13 protein-coding genes are annotated in these 15,657 nt (G+C 67.6%); 6 read left to right on the plus strand and 7 right to left on the minus strand.

Annotated features, from left to right (window positions below; translation table 11 throughout):
* The 3 genes from lipA to IT182_13305 all read left to right on the plus strand — a co-directional run bounded on the left by lipA (position 1) and on the right by IT182_13305 (position 2,280).
* Positions 1-903, plus strand: coding sequence for a lipoyl synthase (gene lipA, locus IT182_13295; protein ID MCC6164318.1), 903 nt, complete (start codon positions 1-3; stop codon positions 901-903).
* 84 nt (positions 904-987) lie between these two features.
* Positions 988-1,521 (plus strand): redoxin domain-containing protein, encoded by a 534-nt coding sequence (locus tag IT182_13300; protein MCC6164319.1) that lies wholly within the window; start codon positions 988-990, stop codon positions 1,519-1,521.
* Positions 1,522-1,536: 15 nt separating this feature from the next.
* On the plus strand, positions 1,537-2,280 hold the full coding sequence (locus tag IT182_13305) for a sulfite exporter TauE/SafE family protein (protein ID MCC6164320.1): 744 nt from the start codon (positions 1,537-1,539) through the stop codon (positions 2,278-2,280).
* Positions 2,281-2,376: 96 nt separating this feature from the next.
* Here the strand turns inward: IT182_13305 and IT182_13310 are convergent, their stop codons facing one another.
* From IT182_13310 to aceE, 4 genes are read right to left on the minus strand one after another with little or no spacing between them, the layout of a single operon-like run.
* Complete coding sequence (locus IT182_13310; GenBank protein MCC6164321.1) at positions 2,377-3,801, minus strand: DUF2142 domain-containing protein; 1,425 nt, start codon at positions 3,799-3,801, stop codon at positions 2,377-2,379.
* 11 nt (positions 3,802-3,812) lie between these two features.
* The gene (gene lpdA / locus IT182_13315) at positions 3,813-5,234 is read right to left on the minus strand and encodes a dihydrolipoyl dehydrogenase (protein ID MCC6164322.1); all 1,422 of its coding nucleotides are present in this window, start codon (positions 5,232-5,234) and stop codon (positions 3,813-3,815) included.
* Between the two features lie 7 nt (positions 5,235-5,241).
* Positions 5,242-6,939 (minus strand): 2-oxo acid dehydrogenase subunit E2, encoded by a 1,698-nt coding sequence (locus tag IT182_13320; protein ID MCC6164323.1) that lies wholly within the window; start codon positions 6,937-6,939, stop codon positions 5,242-5,244.
* 32 nt (positions 6,940-6,971) lie between these two features.
* Positions 6,972-9,647, minus strand: a complete 2,676-nt coding sequence (gene aceE, locus IT182_13325) for a pyruvate dehydrogenase (acetyl-transferring), homodimeric type (GenBank protein MCC6164324.1) — start codon at positions 9,645-9,647, stop codon at positions 6,972-6,974.
* 95 nt (positions 9,648-9,742) lie between these two features.
* Between aceE and IT182_13330 the strand changes: the two genes are divergently transcribed.
* The gene (locus IT182_13330; protein MCC6164325.1) at positions 9,743-11,464 is read left to right on the plus strand and encodes a hypothetical protein; all 1,722 of its coding nucleotides are present in this window, start codon (positions 9,743-9,745) and stop codon (positions 11,462-11,464) included.
* A gap of 12 nt (positions 11,465-11,476) precedes the next feature.
* On the opposite strand, the gene IT182_13335 is transcribed toward IT182_13330, so the two are convergent.
* Positions 11,477-11,815 (minus strand): helix-turn-helix transcriptional regulator, encoded by a 339-nt coding sequence (locus tag IT182_13335; GenBank protein MCC6164326.1) that lies wholly within the window; start codon positions 11,813-11,815, stop codon positions 11,477-11,479.
* A gap of 110 nt (positions 11,816-11,925) precedes the next feature.
* Here IT182_13335 and IT182_13340 point away from each other — a divergent pair, with 110 nt between their 5' ends.
* Positions 11,926-12,657 carry a hypothetical protein gene (locus IT182_13340; protein MCC6164327.1) on the plus strand — a complete coding sequence of 244 codons (732 nt, stop codon included), beginning with the start codon at positions 11,926-11,928 and terminating at the stop codon, positions 12,655-12,657.
* 133 nt (positions 12,658-12,790) lie between these two features.
* On the plus strand, positions 12,791-13,009 hold the full coding sequence (locus IT182_13345) for a hypothetical protein (protein ID MCC6164328.1): 219 nt from the start codon (positions 12,791-12,793) through the stop codon (positions 13,007-13,009).
* Positions 13,010-13,090: 81 nt separating this feature from the next.
* Here the strand turns inward: IT182_13345 and IT182_13350 are convergent, their stop codons facing one another.
* The gene (locus IT182_13350; GenBank protein MCC6164329.1) at positions 13,091-13,660 is read right to left on the minus strand and encodes a DUF1810 family protein; all 570 of its coding nucleotides are present in this window, start codon (positions 13,658-13,660) and stop codon (positions 13,091-13,093) included.
* A 1,012-nt stretch (positions 13,661-14,672) separates the two neighbouring features.
* On the minus strand, positions 14,673-15,476 hold the full coding sequence (locus tag IT182_13355) for a nucleotidyltransferase (GenBank protein MCC6164330.1): 804 nt from the start codon (positions 15,474-15,476) through the stop codon (positions 14,673-14,675).
* Between the last annotated feature and the right edge of the window lie 181 nt (positions 15,477-15,657).

The following is a 15,657-nucleotide window of genomic DNA, read 5'->3' on the forward strand; positions in this document are numbered from 1 at the left end:
ATGAGCACCGTTGCCCCCCTGCACATCGTCCGCCCGCGCCAACCGAAGCCCGAGTGGCTCAAGGTGAAGGCCCCGGGGTCGGAGAACTACCTCCGGCTCACGAAGTTGATGCGGGGACTCGGGCTCAACACGGTGTGCGAAGAGGCGCGCTGTCCGAACATCGGCGAGTGCTGGCACCACGGCACGGCGACGTTCATGATCCTCGGCGACGTCTGCACGCGTGCGTGCGGATACTGCGCCGTGGCGCACGGCAAGCCGGCGACGCTCGACCTCGACGAACCGCGCCGCGTGGCCGATGCCGTCCGGGTACTCGGGCTGAACTACGTGGTGATCACGTCGGTCGATCGCGACGATCTCCCCGACGGCGGTTCGAGCCTTTTCGCCGAGACCATCGCACGCACGCGTGAGCTGTCGCCCGCCTGCCGCATCGAGGTCCTGATTCCCGATTTCCAGGGCAAGGCCGATCAATTGCAGATCGTGCTCGACGCGCGGCCGGACGTGCTCAATCACAACACCGAGACTGTGCCGCGGCTCTATCGCAAGGCCCGCAGTGGCGGGCGCTATCCGCGCACCCTCGAACTGCTGCAGCGCTCGAAGGCGTACGCGCCCGGCATCCCCACCAAGACGGGCCTGATGGTGGGACTCGGCGAGGAGAAGTCGGAACTCGTCGCGGTGTTCCGCGATCTGCGCGAGGTGGGCGTGGACATCCTGACGATCGGCCAGTACCTGCGTCCGACCGAGTCGCACCTGGAGATGATCCGGTACTACACGCCCGATGAGTTCCGTGAACTGAAGGCGATCGCGCTCGATCTGGGCTTCGGCCACGTCGAGTCTGGTCCGCTCGTGCGCAGTTCCTACCACGCCCACGAACAGGCTGACAGCCTCGCAACCGGCTGCCGGTAGGGCCGATCGGCTCCCGGTGCTACGATCGGGCGCATGTCTCGACTCCTCACGCTCTGCGCCACGGCCGGACTCGGCCTGCTGGCGATGGCGGCCCAGGGTCAGGCCCCTGCACCGGCGCCGGCACAGCCCGCGCCGCAGTACTCCGCGAACCTGAAGGTCGGCGATCCTGCGCCGCCCTTCTCGCTGCGGGGCTCCGACGGCAAGACGCACGCGCTGTCGGCGTACAAGGGCAGGACCGTGGTGCTCGCCTGGTTCCCCAAGGCCTTCACCGGCGGTTGAACGGCCGAATGCAAGTCGCTCGGTGCGAGCGACACGATCCTGAAGACCTACGACGTGACCCTGTTCATGGCGAGTGTCGACGACCTCGACACCAACACCCGTTTCGCGACCGAGCACGCGGCACCGTTCCCGATCCTCGCCGATCCCGACAAGGGCGTGGCGAAGGCGTACGGCGTGATTCGCCTCGACCGTCCGCCCGAACAGCAGTTCGCGGCGCGATGGACGTTCTACATCGGGCCAGACGGCATCATCCGCGACATCGACAAGAACCCGACGACGGGGACGGCTGGCGAGGTGATGGTGAAGAAGCTCGACGAGCTCGGTGTTCGCAAACGCTGACGCGACGGGACCCGCGTGACGGCCGCCCTGCCCGGTGACGCCGTCACGCTCGGTGCGGCGGCGCTGCTGATCGGCCTGTCGAAGGGCGGCATCGGCGGCCCGCTGCCCACCATGCTCGCGACGCTGATGATCAGTCAGCGCACGAGCGTGGCCACGGCCGTGGCGGTCGCCGTCCCGATGCTGATGGTCGGCGACGCCTTCGCGCTCTACAGCTACTGGGGTACGTGGCATCGGAAGCACTCGTGGGCGCTGTTCCCGGGTGGGGCCGTGGGTGTGGCGATCGGGCTCTTCCTGCTGCGGGGGCTACCCGATCGGTCATTGCGCATCGGGCTTGGCGTGGCGGGGCTCGTCGTGACCGGCTACAAGATCTTCAGCCGGTGGCGTGGCCCTGAGCATCATCGGCATCGCGCCTGGCACGGACCCTTCGCGGGTCTGCTGTCCGGTATGGCGTCTGCGATGCTCAACGCCGGCGGGCCGCCGATCACGTCCTACCTGTTGCTGCAACCGATCACGCCAACCGTGTTCATGGGCACGAACACGCTGTTCTTCGCCGTGATCAATTTCCTCAAGTTGCCGGGGTCGCTCGCCGTCGGCGTCGTGCGTCCGGCATCGCTCGCATGGTCGCTGGCGTTCTGTCCGCTTGTCGCGATCGGGGTGTTCATCGGCCGCTACACGATCGCCCGCATCCGCCCGGACGTCTTCGATCATCTGATGACCGTCATCCTCGTTGTGGCGTGCCTGTGGTTGATTGCAACGTGACCAGACGGCCGGGCCCGGAGGGCCGGCCCTACCGATTGTGTCGACAGGTAGGGTCTGCCCTCCGGGCCCGACAGCGGTCGAACTGGCCGCACGTGCTCAGAGGAAATAGCCGCCGAAGAAGGCCGATGTCGCCCGGATGAGAGACACGTTCGCGGCGAGCAGCACGAGACACCACGCCGCAACCATCACGCGCGCGAGCATCGGCGCGCGACGCTCGACTCGCGCGCAGGCGGCGGCGAGGACCAGCGCGGGGGCCGCGACGAGCGGCATCCAGTGCCGGCCCTGGTTGTTGTGCTCGGGCCCGATCGACATCGCGACAACGGCCATGATGGCGGCATACGTGACGACCAGCACCGTCCAGAACACCAGTGTCGTCATTCGCTCTGGCGAGGCAACCGGAGCCGCGCGCCGGTCTGCGAGCGGAATGGCAGACAGGCCCGTCAGCCACGCGAGCGCGGTGTAGTACGCGCCGGGCAGCGGGATCTCGAGCCAGCCCCACATGCCCCAGAAGCTCTGCACGGTCAGCCGCCACTGCCCCAGCCACGCGCGCAGGTTGTGACGCCTGCCGGCGAAGTGGGCGGTCCTGAACTCGCCGACCATGCCCGTCGCGCTGCCGTACAGCAGATAGGCGCGCACGTACCACCATGCGCCCACGACGGTCCCCACCGCCGCCATCGTCGCGAGGTCGGACATCACCGCGCGCCCAGGGCCGGTGCGGCGGTTCCAGGCGATCACCACCGCGCCGGCGACGGCCACCGCCACGGCGGCGTGGAGTTTGGTGAGGAGCAGGGCGCCGATGACCACGCCGAGCACGGCCGCGCGACGCCGCGACGGAGACGATGCGTAAGCCAGCGCGCACGCACCTGCGAGTGTCGTCAGCAGGATCGTCAGGACGTCCGACTGGACGGACGTCGCGAGCATGCCGAGTTGCGGATGGAGCGCGATGAACGCCGTCGCAGCAGCGAGGGGGAACGTCCCGAAGCCCGATCGCACGGCCATCCACCAGATCAGCCACACCGTGACGAGGGTCATCGCGAGCGACGCGAACCGCACGACGTAGTACGTCACGACGGGGTTGTGCGTGAAGACGCGCGTGGCGTTGGCCAGGCCTGCCGCGGCGCCGTAGTACAGCACCGGGTAGTTGAACTGCGCCGGGACGACCGTCCGCGTACGCAGGCGTGCGTGCGAATCGCCGGGCACGACGCTGGCCCCGGCGGCCAGTTGCTCGCGCACGGGTGGAATCACGCGCGCCGCGCCGTGGCGCAAATGGCCCTCGGTCCCCGTGGCGCGCGTCACCGCCCAGAGCTCGTCGGTGGTGATGTCGTTGTAGCCGGTCGGACGAGCCACGTCACCGGCGAGGAACGCTCCCCACCGGATGTACGAGAGATACAGCACGTAATCGTAGTGCCCGTACTCGTCCGGCGTCTGGAACGGCGGCGTGACGGCGGCAATGAAGAGCCCCTTGCCCAGGCACACAGCCAGGGCGAGCCCCAGCACGGTTCGCTGCGCCGCTGTGGGCACGGCGACGTCCCTCAGGCGCCGGCCTTCTTCGGCTTGTAGAAGTTGGTCGCCGTGCCGAAGTACACCTCGGCAGACTCCATCATCGTCTCGCTGAGCGTCGGGTGCGCGTGGATGGTCATCTTGAGATCCGACGCCGTGGCCGCCATCTCCACCGCGAGCGTGCCCTCGGCGATCAGCTCGCCCGCGTTGACGCCCACGATCCCGACGCCGAGCACGCGCTCGGTCCCGGGTTCGAGCACGAGCTTGGTGAGTCCGTCGTTGCGGTCGACGGTTGTCGCGCGTCCTGACGCACCCCACGGGAACTTGGCGATCTCCACGGCGATGCCGCGCTCCTGCGCCTCGGCTTCGGTGAGTCCGCACCAGGCCAGTTCCGGATCGGTGAACACCACGGCGGGAATCGCCGCCGGCTCGAACGCCACCTTGTGGCCGGCGATGTGCTCGACGGCGATCTTGGCGTCGTAGGTGGCCTTGTGCGCCAGCATCGGATCGCCGGCAACGTCGCCGATCGCGTAGATGTGCGGCACCGTGGTCCGTCGCTGCGGATCGACGGTGATGAAGCCGCGCGGTGTCACCTCTACGCCCGTCTTCTCGATGCCGGGGATCTGCCCGTTCGGCTTGCGGCCGATCGAGACCAGGATCTGATCGAAGACCTGCGTCTTCGGCTCGACGTCGCCCTCGAAGGTCACGTGCACGCCGTCTGCCTGCTCCACCATGCTGACGACCTTCGTACTGGTCAGCACCTGCTTGCAGATGGACTTGATGCGGCGGCCGAGCACGTTCACGAGATCGCGATCGGCGCCGGGCAGCAGGCGATCGAGCATCTCGACGACGGTGACCTCCGTGCCGAGCGCGGCATACACGGTGCCGAGCTCGAGGCCGATGTAGCCTCCGCCCACGACGAGCAGGCTCGTGGGTACACGCTTCAGCTCCAGCGCGCCCGTCGAATCGAGCAGCCGCTCCGGGCTCAACCGGAGATTCGGCAGCGTGGCAGGACGCGATCCCGTGGCGATGATCAGCTTCTCGAAGCGCACGGTCTGCGTACCGCCGGCGGTGAGCGCCACCTCCAGCGTGTGCGCGTCGACGAAGCTCGCGCGGCCCTGGATGTAGGTGATCTTGCGCTGCTTCGTGAGCTGTCCGAGCCCGCCCGTCAGCCGATCCACAACACCCTGCTTGAACCCGCGCAGGCGGTCGACGTCGATCGACGGCGTCCCGAAGTCCACGCCCCACTGCGACGCGTGCTTCGTCTCGGCGAGCAGCTTGGCCACGTGCAGCAGCGCCTTGGACGGGATGCAGCCGCGGTACGTACACACGCCACCGGGATTGGCCTCCTCGTCGATGAGGACGACAGGCATCCCGAGATCCGCGGCGAGAAACGCGGCAGCGTGGCCGCCAGGCCCCGCGCCGAGCACGACAAGTGGGAGGAGATCGGACATGGACGGACTACAGGCTCAGCAAGAACGGCTGCTCCAGCGCTTCGGCGACGAAGCGGAGGAAGCGCATGGCGTCGGCGCCGTCGATCACGCGGTGATCGTAGGAGAGCGACAGCGGCAGCATCAGACGCGGCTCGAACGTGGAGCCGTTCCACACAGGCTCCATCGCCGAGCGCGACATCCCCATGATCGCCACTTCCGGGTGATTGACGATGGGCGTGAACGCCGTGCCGCCGATCCCGCCGAGATTGGTGATCGTGAAGCAGCCGCCGGACATCTCGTCCATCGTGAGCTTGCCGGTGCGCGCCTTCTCGGCGAGCTGCGCGAGCTCCGCGGCAATCTGCGAGATGGACTTGCTGTCCACGTCGCGCAGCACCGGCACGAGCAGTCCGCGCTCGGTGTCCACGGCGATGCCGACGTTGACGTACGACTTGTGAACGATCTCTTCAGCGGCGATGTCCACCGACACGTTGAAGTTCGGGAACTTGCGCAGCGCCACGCCGATCACCTTCGTGATGATCGCCGTGACGGTCAGCTTGCCCCCGCCGGCTTCGACGCGCTTGCCGAACTGCTTGCGCAGCTGTTCGAGCGCGGTGATGTCCACCTTCTCGAACTGCGTCACGTGCGGGATGGTGTGCCAGCTCGCCACCATGTGCTCGGCGGTCTTGCGGCGGATGCCGCGCATCGCCTTGCGCTCGACCGCGCCGAACGCGGTGAAGTCGGGCAGCGGCTCGTACGCGAACCCGCCACCGCCGGCAACACCGGCCGGCCCCGCCACCTTGCCGGTGATCACGTTCTTGGCGTGCGCCCGCACATCGGCTTCGGAGATGCGCCCGCCCTTGCCCGACCCCGGCACGTCGGCGATGTCGAGACCGAGTTCTCGCGCGAGGCGACGCACCGACGGTGCGGCAGGCACGTTGGGCCGCGGCGGCGCCACGGCCCCCGTGCCCGCGCCCTTCGACGCTGATGCAGCAGGCGCACTGGCTGCCTGCGAACCCGTGGTCGACGCTGTCGGCGTGGGCGTCGTACCCGGAGCGGCGGGAGCGGCCGCTGCGGGAGGCGCGGCTGCGGCAGGCGCGGGCGCACTCGCGGCAGGGGCAGCGCCCGTGGCACCTTCCAGCACGAGTACCAACTGACCGACGAGCACGTGGTCGCCGTCCTTGACGGCTACCGACGTCACGACGCCGGCGGCCGGCGATGGCACTTCGACGGTCGCCTTGTCCGTCTCGAGCTCGAGCAGTCCCTGGTCGGCGGCCACCGTATCGCCCGCCTTCACGAGCACGTGCAGGATGTCGCCACCCTTCACGCTCTCACCGAGCGACGGCAGGCGTACCTCGATCGTGCTCGACTGCTGCGACGATGCTGGTGCGCTCGCGGCGGGCGCTTCGTACGCAGCCGCGGGCTCGGCCTTCTGCTCGTCGGCCGGCACAGGCGCCGCGGCCTCGGCGGGCGCCGGTGCGGCAGCCGCGGCGTCACCACTCACGGCGAACACCACCTGGCCAACGTCGATCCGATCCCCGTCCTTCACCTTCACCTCGGTGACCGTACCCGCGATCGACGACGGCACTTCGACGGTCGCCTTGTCCGTCTCGAGCTCCAGCACCGGCTGATCGACGATCACGACGTCTCCGGCCTTGACCAGCACCTTGAGCACGTCGCCCGCCTTGACGTTGTCGCCCAGCGAGGGCAGCCTGAATTCGTTCGCCATGTCCGTGGTGATACCTGAAACCCTGAAATTCTCTAAGCCCGTGCCGGGTCGAGCTTGTCCGGGTTGATGCCCAGATCCTTGAAGGCGGCCCGCACCACCTTCATGTCGATCTGCTTCTCGCGCGCGAGCAGCGACAGCGTGGCCGCCACCACGTGACGTGCGTCGACCTCGAAGTGATCGCGCAGCGCCTCACGGCTCTCGCTGCGGCCGAAGCCGTCGGTGCCGAGCGCGATCATCGGCTGCGCGATGTGGTGATCGATGCCGTGCGGCAGCAGCTTCACGTAATCGGATGCCGTCACGACCACGCCGGGCGCGCCGGCCAGGCTCGTGCCCACCCACGACTGCTTCGGCGCCTCGCCGGGATGCAGCATGTTCCAGCGATCCACCGACTGGCAGTCGCGCTGCAGTTCCGTGTAGCTCGTCACGCTCCACACGTCGGCGGCGACGCCGTACTTCTCCAGCATCGCGGCGGCGTCGATCACGCCGGGCAGGATCGCGCCGCTGCCGAGCAGCTGCGCATGCGCCTTCGGCTTCTTCAACCCGGACGACTGCAGGCGGTACAGGCCGCGCAGGATGCCCTCCTCGACGCCCGTCGGCATGGCCGGCATCGCGTAGTTGCCGTTCATGAGCGTGAGGTAGTAGAAGACGGCTTCCTTGTCGCGATACATGCGACGCAGCCCGTCCTTGAGAATCACCGCGATCTCGTAGGCGAACGCCGGGTCGTACGCGATGCAGTTGGGCACCGACGAGGCGATCAGGTGGCTGTGGCCGTCCTGGTGCTGGAGGCCCTCGCCGTTGAGCGTGGTGCGTCCCGCGGTGCCGCCGAGCATGAAGCCGCGCGCGCGGATGTCGCCGGCGGCCCAGATCAGGTCGCCCACGCGCTGGAAGCCGAACATCGAGTAGTAGATGAAGAACGGGATCATGTTGACCCCGTGCGTGGCGTACGCCGTGCCGGCCGCGATGAACGACGCCATCGATCCGGCTTCGGTGAGGCCCTCCTCGAGGATCTGCCCGTCCTTCGCTTCCTTGTAGTAGAGGAGCTGGTCGCTGTCGATCGGCTCGTACAACTGGCCGGTGGCCGAGTAGATGCCCACCTGCCTGAACAGCGCCTCCATGCCGAAGGTGCGCGCCTCGTCTGGCACGATCGGCACCACCAGCTTGCCGAACTCCTTGTCGCGCAGCATCTTGGTCAGCATGCGCACGAACGCCATCGTCGTGGAGATGGCGCGGCCGTCCGAGCCGCCGAGGAATTCGGCGAACGCCTCGTCCAGGCCCTCGAATGCGAGCGTGTCCGTGGTGGGGCGGCGCTGCGGCAGGTAGCCGCCCAGCTGTTCGCGCCGCTGACGCATGTACGTCATCTCGGCGCTGTCGTCAGCCGGTTTGTAGAACGGCATCTTGACGACATCGTCGTCGCTGAGCGGGATGTTGAAGCGCGTGCGGAAGGTGAGCGCCTCTTCTTCGTTCAGCTTCTTCTGCTGGTGCGTGGGGTTCTTGCCTTCCCCCGTCTCGCCGAGGCCATAGCCCTTGATCGTGCGGGCGAGCACCACGGTGGGCCTGCCCTTGGTCTCGACGGCGGCCTTGTAGGCGGCGTAGACCTTCTCGGGATCGTGCCCGCCGAGCCGCAGCTTCCTGAGCTGATCGTCGGAAAGGTGCTTCACCAGATCGAGGAGTTCCGGGTACTTGCCGAAGAACGCCTTGCGCACGTACGCGCCGTCGGAGACCGAGAGGCGCTGGTACTCGCCGTCGACGATCTCGCCCATGCGGCGCGCCAGCAGGCCCGTCTTGTCGCGCGCGAGGAGGTCGTCCCACTCGCTGCCCCAGATCACCTTGATGACGTTCCAGCCGGCGCCACGGAACGCGCCTTCGAGCTCCTGGATCACCGAGCCGTTGCCGCGCACGGGGCCGTCGAGGCGCTGCAGGTTGCAGTTGATGACGAAGATCAGGTTGTCGAGCTTCTCGCGCGACCCGAGCGTGATGGCGCCGAGCGTCTCGGGCTCGTCGGTCTCGCCGTCGCCGAGGAACGCCCACACCTTGTTCCCCGTGGTCTTCTTGAGGCCGCGCGCTTCCATGTAGCGCCAGAAGCGGGCCTGGTAGATCGCCATGATGGGGCCGAGGCCCATCGACACCGTTGGCACCTGCCAGAAATCGGGCATGAGCCACGGGTGCGGATACGAGGAGAGTCCGCCGCCATCGGCCAGTTCGCGACGGAAGTTCCCGAGCTGTGCCTGCGAGAGGCGGCCTTCGAGGAACGCGCGTGCGTACATGCCCGGCGACGCGTGACCCTGGAAGAAGACCAGATCGCCGCCCTCGGGATGGTCGGGGCCCTTGAAGAAGTGGTTGAAGCCCACTTCGTAGAGCGTGGCCGACGAGGCGAACGTCGAGATGTGGCCGCCGATGCCGTCGGAGTTCTTGTTGGCCCGCACCACCATGGCCATCGCGTTCCAGCGCACGAGGCTCTTGATGCGGCGCTCGATCTCGCGGCTGCCGGGGAACGGCGTCTGCGCGCCCGGCGCGATGGTGTTGATGTACGGCGTCTGCGCCACGAAGGGCAGCGGCACGCCCTTCAGTCGTGCGTACGACTCGAGGGCGTCGAGCAGTTGCGACACCCGCTCGGGTCCGCCGTGCTGGATGACCCACTCGAGCGAGTCGAGCCACTCCTGGGTTTCAATCGCGGTCGTGTCCTGGACGTCCTGAGGGCCGTTGGTCATGGAATTCTGAGTCCTGTGGCCAGGCGGGCTGGCCCGCGGGATCCGCATCCGGGCCCCGCCGGGGTATGAACAATTGCTTACATTATCATTCGCTGATGACACGTACCAGTCGCCTGCTCCGGCATCTCGCTCTCGGCCTGTTCGCGGGGGGCGCGATTGCGTGTCAACCCGCGTCGACGCCACCGGGCGATGCGGCCCCGTCCCCACCGGCGCAGGCGTCGCGTGCGGCCGGCGACCTGGCCGTGAAGGCCGCGCGCTTCGCGCCGGCCGAGATCGCCGCCGACGTCTCCGGTCTGCCCGAGAGCGAGCGCGATGCCCTCCGTCACCTGATCGAGGCAGGACGGATCATCGACGGTCTCTTCCTGCGCCAGGTCTGGGCGGGCGGGCCGGCGATGCTGCTGCAGTTGCAGCACGATTCGTCGGCCGAAGGACTCGCGCGGCTGCGCTACTTCCTGTTGAACAAGGGCCCGTGGTCGCGCCTGGACGGCGATGCGCCCTTCATCGCCGGCGTGGGCGACAAGCCGGGCGGCGCCAACTTCTATCCGGCTGGCGCCACGCGCGCGGAGGTCGAGTCGTGGTTCGCGTCGCTGCCGCCGGCCGCGCGCGCGCAGGCGCAGGGCTTCTTCACGACGATCCGTCGCGGCCCCGATGGCAGGTTCCTCGCCGTGCCGTACGCCGTCGAGTACCAGGGTGAGCTCGTGCTCGCCGCGGCGCACCTGCGCGCGGCGGCAGCGTCCACCACGCAGCCGACGCTGAAGCGCTTCCTCGAGACACGCGCCGACGCGTTCCTGAGCAACGACTACTACTCGTCCGACGTGGCGTGGATGGAACTCGATGCCTCGATCGAGCCGACGATCGGGCCGTACGAGGTCTACGAAGACACGTGGTTCGCGGCCAAGGCGGCGTACGAGGCCTTCATCACGCTGCGCGACGATGAGGAGACGGCGAAGCTGGCGAAGTTCTCGGCGCACCTCCAGGGGCTGGAGGATCGACTGCCGATCGACCCGTCGCTCCGCAACCCGAAGCTCGGTGCCCTCTCCCCCATCCGCGTCGTCAACGTGGTCTACAGCTCCGGCGACGGCAATCGCGGCGTGCAGACCGCGGCGTTCAACCTGCCGAACGACGAGCGCGTGCTGGCCGAGAAGGGCGCCAAGCGCACGATGCTGAAGAACACGCAGGAGGCCAAGTTCAGGCTGGTGCTGCAGCCGATCGCGACGTACGCGCTGCCGGAGGCCGACCGCGGCCGCGTGCAGTTCGACGCGTTCTTCACGCACATCCTGATGCACGAACTGATGCACGGCCTCGGTCCGAACGCCATCACCGTCGGCGGCCGCAAAACGACGGTGCGCGCGGAGTTGAAGGAAACCTATTCGACGCTCGAAGAAGCCAAGGCCGACATCTCCGGTCTCTGGGCGCTGCAGACGCTCGTGGACGATGGGGTGATCGACAAGGGGCTGGCCGACACGATGTACACGACGTTCCTCGCGTCGACGTTCAGGTCGATCCGCTTCGGCACATCGTCTGCGCATGGCCGCGGCATCGCGATTCAGCTCAACGCGCTGCTCGACGCCGGTGCAGTCGTGGTCGATGACGATGGGACGTTCCGCGTGGAACCGACGAAGATCCGCCAAGCCGTGCAGGCGCTCACGACCGAGATCATGACGGTGCAGGCCAAGGGCGACTACCCGGCGGCGAAGGCGCTGCTGGCCCGCGCCGTGATCAGGCCGCCCGTCCAGGCCATCCTCGACCGCCTGACCGACGTCCCCGTCGACATCGAGCCGCGCTTCACCACGGCGGACACGTTGATGGCGAAGTGACGGAGCGGCCATTCATCCGTCGACATCCCGCTGCAACGCGTCGATGGCGTCGAGCACCGTGTTGAGGCGTTCGCCGAACGGCGTCAGGTGATATTCCACGCGCGGCGGGACTTCGGGATACGCCTCGCGCACGAGGACGCCGTAGCGCACCAGCTTCGCGAGCCGCTCGTACAGCACCTTCCGCGTGAGCCCCTCCGTCGTGCGCACGAGCGCGCCGGGACGGTGCACGCCCGCGCGCACCTGCTCCAGGACGTGCAGCGTCCACTTGCAGCCGACGACGTCCTCGACGATGGCTCGGACGCTGGGTTGCGTCCCGCTCGTCTCGTTCGCGCGTGAGTCGATGGTCACCATCTGGTACCTATGTCACGCATTTGTGCGTGCTGTTCAGCCTCACCGGCCGCCGCTAGCATCGCGGCAGGAGGTTGATCATGACATCACAAGTGACGTGTTTCGCATTCTACCTGTTGGTCATCGCCGGCTTCACCCCGGCCCCGCTCTTCGCGCAAGCATCCGGTTACAAGAACGCCGACTTCGACATCACGGCGGCCTCTGTGACGCACCTTGCCGACCTCGACATGCTCGTGTTCGAGCAGCAGGTGGCGGGCACCGCCGGGCGGACGACGCCCAGGCCGAACGGCACGCTCGACGGCGCGCCGGTGCTCGGCCACGTCTTCCCCACTTCGCTGGCGCCGACGGCCGTCGGCTTCGGCGCCACTGAGGGCATCCTCGCGCTCGCGGTGACGTCGCACCCGGACTTCGACGACACGCCGCTGTGGGACGAGAACGGCGACGGCAACTACGGCAACGATGGCGTCACGTGGCACACGCACTGGGTGGTGCTCGGCGAGGACAAGCGTGTCCCCGGCGGGCTGAGCGTGAAGGAGTTCCGCAAGACCGATGCCGTCGTCCTGCCGCCCACCAATCCCGGCATGCCGATGTACATGGACTCGCCCGGCTTCGCCGTGGCGACGCGCGCGAACACGCTCCGCGTCCTCGTCCCCGTGTCGCGCATGAAATTCGGCGCAGGCGGTCCGTCGTTCAAGTTCGACGCCGTCACCTGCTACATGCGCGTGTCGGCACCTGCTGACGGGCACGGCAACGCCAGTGACAAACCCATGCTCGGCGTGTACGAAGTGTTCGACGTCCTCTCAGGCAACCTGACCCTGCCGTACACCGTCACGCGCAAGCCGTAGCCGTCGCCCCCCTGATTCGCACATGGCCGCCGGATTTCATCCGGCGGTCGGTCACCAAGGCTCTGTGCCCCGTGGCGCGGATTGTCCTTGCGGGCTCCTTGATCGCATCTGATACGTGACGCATGATGCCGTCATGGCTCAGGTGAAACGTCAGCCCGTGCTCGCAACGCAGGCGGGGCGACGTGCACAGACACGTCGCATGGGCGCCGGACACGACCCTGAACACGCACTTCCGGCATCGGTCTCCGAGCGTCTCCTGACGATCGCGCGTCAGCACCAGGCGCTCCCCACGCTCGACGACCGGCCTGCCGACGTCATCCTCGGGTACGACGAGCAGGGACTTCCACAGTAGACGACCTCAACCGCGTATCGCCCGCACGATCGGCGAACATTCACTCCAACTGCCCACGCAGATCGGTGCTGCATGGTCACGTCACCCTGTTCGGTTGGAGCCGACAGACGCCAGCGTACGCGCACAGGGCGGATAGCCCTGGCTGGCGGCCACGGCGAGGATGCCGTCGATGACCGCGACGAGCGCGTCGGCCGGGGCCTCGGCGCCGTTTGCCTGCAGTGCGTGCGCCGCCTCTCGAAAGAGTGTCAGCGACGACACGAGCTTGGTCGCATCGATCGGCGAGCCCATCAGCGCATCGAGACTGGTACCGGGCCGGCGCAGCGCCTCCACAATCGCCTCGACAGTCTCGCGGTAGCGCACGCCAAGGACGGGATGGTGCAGGTACGCGATCGCCTCGTCGAGGTCGGCGATGGCGTAGCGGCGCGACATCGCCGAAGATCCCAGCCCCGCGATCTGCGGCAGGATGTACCACACCCAGTGTCCGGTCTTCGCGCCAGCCCGGATCTCTGCGAGGGCCTCGTCGTAGGAGTCTTCCTGCGCGTGCGTGAACCGATCGAGGCCGAGCGCCGAGCGACGCTTGATGAGCACTTCGAGGAAGCCCCGGTCGATCGCATCCTGCGGACGAAAGGTGTCCTTCGTCCGAATGAGCATCGCAGGGCTGGCAATGGGGATCGCCACATCGTCGATCACACGCGTGTCGGCGTCGGCCGCGACGTCCGCGTACGTCAGTCCGCAGGCCCGCCCCATGAGGTCGACAATGATCTCGTCGGCAACGCGAACAACCACATGGTCCCTGACGTCGTGGTCTCGGACCTCCGCGGCGGCATTGTCTGCAAGAACGCTCAGGCCCTGCTTGACCCTGGCGATATTGTCAGGGGCGTCGTCGACCAGCAGGTCGACGTCCTTGGTGAAGCGCGTCGCGCCGTGGGCGATGACGGCGAAACCACCGATGAGGATGTAGCGGGCCCCGGCGTCGTTCAGCGCTCGGCAGAGCCGGACGAGGTCGTCCGGTTCAGGTGCTCGTGAGTACGACGAGTCATCTCGGTCATCCACGCATCGGCCTCTTCGAAGGAGCGGAACCTGGAGACACCTCTGGGAACGAGCCACGCCGAGCCACGCAGCACCGCCGCCGTCCGTGCAAGCGCGCCCTGGTCGGTCAAGGCCGATCCCTGAGGTCTACGACGCCCGGCCGTTCGCATGTCGGCATTGTCTCACGCGGTTGATCTGACCTTGCCACACACCTCCACGCGCAAGCCGTAGCATCGACGCTGGGTGAGAGCCGGAGCCCCGACCACGCCTGATGGAGGCCACGGGCTTCAACCCGTGCGCCAGCTTCGGACCGTGGCAACCCTCGCGGTCGGCCACTGCGGTTCTGCGTCTGTGGCGCAGTGGGTGGTGCCGGCGGGCGCTCCTGTTGCGCCATCCGGAGATCCGTCGCTCCGGCGCGGGATCTCGTGCAAGGCGTGGGGGCCCCCAGCCCCACGCCTGTGACTCGCCTGCGCGACGGATCTCGTGAATCGAGACGGATGACTCCACAAGTCGCCCCCACCGGCACCACCCACCGCGCCCTGCGCCGTTGCTCCGTAGGGGCGCCCCTTGTGGCCGCCCGTCAGGCGAACGGTCCCGGGGTCTTGGTTCGAGCTGAACGACATGGGTGGACAGATCAACCCATGAGGCCCGCGCGAATGGCGTCGACGATGCGGTCGCGCTCGGCGGGACTGTAGTCGTCACGGTAGGTGCGGAGGAAGATCTGCACTTTCAGTTCCGTGTCGCTGATGTCCGGCTGCTCCGCGCGGATGCCGGAAATGAGAATCCGTCGCGCCGTGTCGAACATCTCGGACATCATCCGTACACGCTCACTCGGCGTGAGCGTGGCGAACATCGCGCTGAAGGCGGCGTCGACGTCTGGCGGTGTGTCGTTCATGACCGCGCGCCTTCCAGAGCGGCGGACCCCGAGCGTGGCCGCCCACTTCTCGATGTAGCCCCAATCGAGACGCTCGCGCCGCGCCGCGATGACGCCGCGGATGTCGCGCAACTGCACGTCGGAACCGCTGCCGCTGGCCCACACCAGTTTCGCCAGGATCAGATCCTCTGCAGACACCATCCAGACCGTGTGGCCGTCGAGGTCGACGCGCCGGCGACGACCGAATTCCTCGACGCGAAACGGCGCACTCTTGCGGATCACGAAGTCGACCTTGACGAATGCCTCCCTGTGGATGGCGTTGAACATCGTCTGATGCACCATCGCGGCGCGTGCGCTCTCGGCGCTGACGAGAAACGCATCGCCGAGCAGCGTCTCGATTCGTGCCGGATCGTCAGGGGCGAGTTCGACGACCAGGTCGACGTCCCTGGTCATGCGTGGCTGGCCGTAGTAGCCCGCCGCCAACGACCCGGTGACCATGTATGCAATTCCCGCCGTCTCGAGGCGAGCCGCGACGAGTGCCAGAACCTCGAGCTGGTCGTGCATTCGAACTGTGACCTCGTTGTCTACAACGTCTCGGCCATGGTCATTGAGTGCTAGTGTAGTGCGACCGAAATAGTAAACAATAAGGGCTGCACGTCGTATCCCTATCAGGAGATCTGCGATGCGTGTGGCCCCGACGATTGAGTTGAGTTCTGAGCAGCGTGCCGCGTTGGAAGCGCGCACA

This window comes from Acidobacteriota bacterium (assembly GCA_020845575.1).
GTDB lineage: Bacteria > Acidobacteriota > Vicinamibacteria > Vicinamibacterales > Vicinamibacteraceae > Luteitalea.

What these genes read in the sequence shown, in the direction of transcription:
- IT182_13355 (MCC6164330.1), bottom strand. Translation starts at nt 15,476, where the DNA reads ATGCACGACCAGCTCGAGGTTCTGGCACTCGTCGCGGCTCGCCTCGAG.
- aceE (MCC6164324.1), bottom strand. Translation starts at nt 9,647, where the DNA reads ATGACCAACGGCCCTCAGGACGTCCAGGACACGACCGCGATTGAAACC.
- IT182_13335 (MCC6164326.1), bottom strand. Translation starts at nt 11,815, where the DNA reads ATGGTGACCATCGACTCACGCGCGAACGAGACGAGCGGGACGCAACCC.
- IT182_13350 (MCC6164329.1), bottom strand. Translation starts at nt 13,660, where the DNA reads ATGCTCATTCGGACGAAGGACACCTTTCGTCCGCAGGATGCGATCGAC.
- lpdA (MCC6164322.1), bottom strand. Translation starts at nt 5,234, where the DNA reads ATGTCCGATCTCCTCCCACTTGTCGTGCTCGGCGCGGGGCCTGGCGGC.
- IT182_13330 (MCC6164325.1), top strand. Translation starts at nt 9,743, where the DNA reads ATGACACGTACCAGTCGCCTGCTCCGGCATCTCGCTCTCGGCCTGTTC.
- lipA (MCC6164318.1), top strand. Translation starts at nt 1, where the DNA reads ATGAGCACCGTTGCCCCCCTGCACATCGTCCGCCCGCGCCAACCGAAG.
- IT182_13320 (MCC6164323.1), bottom strand. Translation starts at nt 6,939, where the DNA reads ATGGCGAACGAATTCAGGCTGCCCTCGCTGGGCGACAACGTCAAGGCG.
- IT182_13345 (MCC6164328.1), top strand. Translation starts at nt 12,791, where the DNA reads ATGGCTCAGGTGAAACGTCAGCCCGTGCTCGCAACGCAGGCGGGGCGA.